At 31.3% G+C, this 4337-nt stretch carries 5 protein-coding genes; all 5 read right to left on the bottom strand.

Annotated features, from left to right (window positions below):
* Positions 1–135: 135 nt before the first annotated feature.
* Complete coding sequence (locus FWJ34_RS18545) at positions 136–978, bottom strand: Rpn family recombination-promoting nuclease/putative transposase (RefSeq protein WP_308256815.1); 843 nt, start codon at positions 976–978, stop codon at positions 136–138.
* 18 nt (positions 979–996) lie between these two features.
* On the bottom strand, positions 997–2106 hold the full coding sequence (gcvT, locus tag FWJ34_RS18540) for a glycine cleavage system aminomethyltransferase GcvT (protein ID WP_308256814.1): 1110 nt from the start codon (positions 2104–2106) through the stop codon (positions 997–999).
* Between the two features lie 89 nt (positions 2107–2195).
* Complete coding sequence (locus FWJ34_RS18535; protein WP_308256813.1) at positions 2196–2390, bottom strand: hypothetical protein; 195 nt, start codon at positions 2388–2390, stop codon at positions 2196–2198.
* A gap of 70 nt (positions 2391–2460) precedes the next feature.
* Positions 2461–2778 carry a hypothetical protein gene (locus FWJ34_RS18530; RefSeq protein WP_308256812.1) on the bottom strand — a complete coding sequence of 106 codons (318 nt, stop codon included), beginning with the start codon at positions 2776–2778 and terminating at the stop codon, positions 2461–2463.
* A gap of 304 nt (positions 2779–3082) precedes the next feature.
* On the bottom strand, positions 3083–4337 hold a 1255-nt coding region (locus FWJ34_RS18525; RefSeq protein ID WP_308256811.1), incomplete at its 5' end, for an ATP-binding protein.

The raw sequence follows: 4337 nt of genomic DNA, 5'->3' as shown, positions 1-4337 counted from the left end.
ATTAACGGTTATTACCCTCTGTATAAGGAGGTGATTCTTGGGAATGAATTTTTATTTGTTAGTGTCAAAACTTGATATTTTTGAGAGTGAAAATTCCCTGAAAGTTAAAGCGGAAACGGCATTAATAAATAAAAGTTAATGAGAGTTAAGCCAAGAAATTAAATCTTGTAATGAAGAAAAATCTAATAACGCTTCTCCTAAGTCTTCTAAACTTGTCAAAGATAAATTACGCACTTTTACCTCTAACTCAGGGGATAAATTTCCTAATTTACGCTTTAGTTGTCGGATAACTAAGTTAATTTCCTTTTCGATACCTTCTTGGATACCTTCTTGTTTTACATCTTGAAAATAACGGGTTTTTCTTAAATCATCTAATGTAAACATTTTTTCGATACTCTCCCTTGTGAGGTTTTTTAATTTATAGACTAAGACTGTTTGTATTAATTGTAAGATTTTTTCTTGCTCGTTAGGAGTATCGATAATTTCTTGACTTTTAGCTACAGTTTTTTGTGCCTTCAGTATTGCGTCGCTATCTTTTCCTACGATTAAGGAAATTATATCTAATTCGATAGGGGATTCTTCCGTTACTTCCAATTCATCAAGGTAGAAAACCTTAATTTGCCCTACTTCTAATAAATAGTGAAATTGACGAGGTAAACCCACATCAAGGCTACGAGTCGAAAATAAGGCTACGGCTAACCAATTTTGTTGAGGTTGATATTGCCCTAAATAAACAAAAATTTCTGCTAAAAAACGCCACCAAAAATCTAGTTTTTCTTGAAATTGTACTTCAATAAAATAAATAGGTTTGTCAATATCCTCTTCTGGTGGTAAAAAAATACCATCAAAACGTCTAGCTAATTCTTTGATTTCCCGTGATGAAAATTGATAACCTTCTAAAGGTTTTTCCCCTAAAATTTCAAACAGAAGATTAGGGAAAAGTAAAAATAATTGATAGAAAATAGTATCAGTACGCAAAGTTTTAATTGATATTTATTATATTTTATTTAGTCTTTGGTAAAAGGGTTTTTTTACTATTACCGCAGGATATAATTTTTCCCTAATTTCTACTGTCAATTTTTGTCCTATTTTACTATAATTATATGGCACATAACCAAGAGCGATCGCCTTATTTAAAGTCGGGGATAATGTGCCACTGGTAATGTTTCCAATTATTTGATTATTAAGGATGATAGGATAATCATGACGAGCGATATATTTACCTTCCATTTCGATAGCGACTAAACGCTTTTTGACTTTTTCTTGTTTTTGTGTTGCTAAAATCTCTTTACCGATAAAGTCATGATTAAAATTGACTACCCATCCTAAACCAGCTTCTAAGGGCGTTATTTCTTCATTCATATCTTGCCCATACAACCCCATACAGGCTTCTAAACGAAGGGTATCACGACTACCTAAACCACAAGGAGTAACGTTTTTTTGTAGAAAATCTTGCCATAATTTTTGAGCTATAACAGGAGTTGTCATAATTTCAAAACCATCTTCTCCAGTATAGCCCGTACGAGCAATAAAAACTGTCTCCCCGTCAATGTCGGTGGTAAGATGCCCAAAACTAGGGAGGGTAATTAAATTTGGGGTGATAAGGGGATTAAGATATTCAACCGCTTTTTTTCCTTGAAGGGCGATTAAAGCTAAATCTTGTGAATTGTCTTTTAATTCAATGTCTTGACTCTTAAGGTTTTCTGTTAACCATGCCCAATCTTTAAGGGTAGTTGAGGCGTTGACAATTAAGATGCCTGATTCAATATTTTGTTCATTTTCCCCTTGATAGTAAAAAATAATATCATCAATGATGCCCCCTTTATGGTTTAATAAAACTGAATACTGGGCTTTTCCCGTGTCTAAAGTGGTTAAGTCAGAAGGTATAAGATAATTTAAACTTGATCGTAAATTCTTTCCTTTTAATGAAAACTTCCCCATGTGAGAAATATCAAACATACCCACAGATTCTCTTACCGCTTGATGTTCTTTTTTCAAGCTACTATATTGTAAAGCCATTTCCCAACCAGCAAAGTCAGTAAATTTACCATAGGATTGATATAAAGAATAAAGAGGAGTGCGTAATAATTTTGACGATTCAGTCATGTGATGAATGGGAAAAATTAATTAATAATTCTTAATTATCCCACGAAGTTTAGAAATTAGGCATTATTTGATCTCAAACTGAGGTAAAGTTAGTAATCTTCCAGTAAAATTTCTCCATCAGTAACTTTTTGCTGTAATTCTCGCCAAAGTTGTGCTTCTTCGGGGGTAACAATGTTATCTTGATAAATAGCTTTTTTAATCATGTCACTTTCTGCACGGGATAACTTACCATCAGCTAAGGCGTTGTCAATTATTTTTTTGATTTTGTTAATATCATCAGACATAATTTATTAATTTTATTCAATTATTTTAGTGCATCAATATTCTAGCTAAACTTACGCAAAAATCAATTATTTATTCTTGATTAACTTTTTCTATTACTTTTTTACGAGGGCGAAAAATTCCAGACATAATAATACCTGTTGCTACCATAGCGATTAATCCTAAACCATTGAGAAGCACATAAAAAACTCGTAAGTCTTTGCCTAAAAATTCTCCTTGATGAATAAATAAAATCATTTCTCCAAATTCATCGGAAGCGCCAAACCAACTTCTAGCTACTCGATAAAATACTCCAGTAAATGCGGTTATAAATAAAGGTAAAAAGACGATAGGTGCAAATTTGCGGTGTAATTTTCTTAAAGTTTTAGTATCCATAAATCGACTCAACATTCTTGATTTTGCTTAATGATTCTGAGTATAAAGAAGAAAAGTAAAGATGTGGGGAAGACGAAAATAAATTAAAACCCATCGATGAGAGATAAGGAAAGGAGGTGATGAGGTGATGAAGTGAGAGAAAAGATTGCTTTAATTGTAACTATAGCGTAACAATCATGGCTCTTGATGAGTTAGTATGCTAAATTAGTTAAAAAAAGCGGATTTGGGAAAAGGGAAATATCAAATATTTAATAATCATTAAGAGGTATAAACAAAAAATAGAATTCCTTGAAAGGGAGGATTTAGGGGATTGATGATATTAGCGATTAACACAAAGAGGTAAATAAATAGAAAAAAGACTTCCTTTTCCTAATTCACTTGCAACGGTTATTTTACCACCATAATTAGTGACAATTTTTTCTGCAATAGCTAATCCTAATCCTGTGCCGTCTTGACGATAATTTCTACCATTTTCTCCTCGCCAAAAACGTTGAAAAATATGCTTTAATTCAGTTTCTTTAATACCGATACCTGTATCTTTAACTTTTATCACTGCATAAGCGTTATTTTTTTCTAGGGTGATAGTTATTTTTCCGCCTTCTGGAGTATATTGCAAAGCGTTATTCAAAATAATACTAAATAGTTTTTGTAAATGGTTTATGTTTCCTTTGACTAAGGCATTATCTATTAAGTGAGATTCTAAAGTAATTTCTTTCGACTTAGCTTGTATTTCCGCAAAATCGAGTAAATCTTCCCACATTTCTTCAATAGGAATATTAAATAATTCTTTTTCTCTTTCTATCTCTTCATTATCCATTCTTGCTAATAAAAGTAAGTCACTAACTAATATCGTCATTTGTTTAGTAGCAGAAGTAATAGCTTTAATTTTTGTCAAATCTGAGGAATCAATTTTTTCGGGATGAGATAAAATAACTTCTGTTGATGTGGTGATTACGGTTAAAGGTGTGCGCAATTCGTGAGAAGCATCGGCAGTAAATTGTCTTAATTCTTGAAAACTAGCTTTGATGGGTTTTAGAGATTCTTGAGTTAGAAAAATTGCCCCTCCAGTGCTTAATATTAGGGCAAAAATTCCTGTAAAAATTAAACTCCATTGCAATAATTGTAAATTTTTCTCTAAGGTTAAGGTTGATTCTGTTACTTTTATATAACCGATTAATTTTGCTGGTTTATTATTGTTATATACAGGTAAAATTAAGGAAAAAAGATGATTTTCTTTATCATAGTTTTTAGTAATATTTTTATCTGTAAAATTATCCCAATTAGTTAACAAATTACCTTCTTTAATTAATAGTTCATGTTTTTCATTAAACCATTGTATTGATTGATTTTTCTCGGCAAATAAATTTTTAGATGTTACTTGATTATTATTTTCTGATTTGTTAATTAAATCTGCTAAAGTTAGAGTAGAAGAGGCTTGATGATAATATTCTTCATGTTCATGTTTAACTAATTCTAAAATTTTACTAGCATTTTCTGCCCATCTTGACATATATTCTTCAAATTGTTTATATAAATGATGAGCAATAATGTTATAAACCACTAATCCTGATGCG

This window comes from Geminocystis sp. GBBB08 (assembly GCF_016743215.1).
Lineage (GTDB): Bacteria > Cyanobacteriota > Cyanobacteriia > Cyanobacteriales > Cyanobacteriaceae > Geminocystis.
The sequence above is the reverse complement of the archived record's forward strand: the minus strand, read 5'-3'. Positions and strand labels throughout refer to the sequence as shown.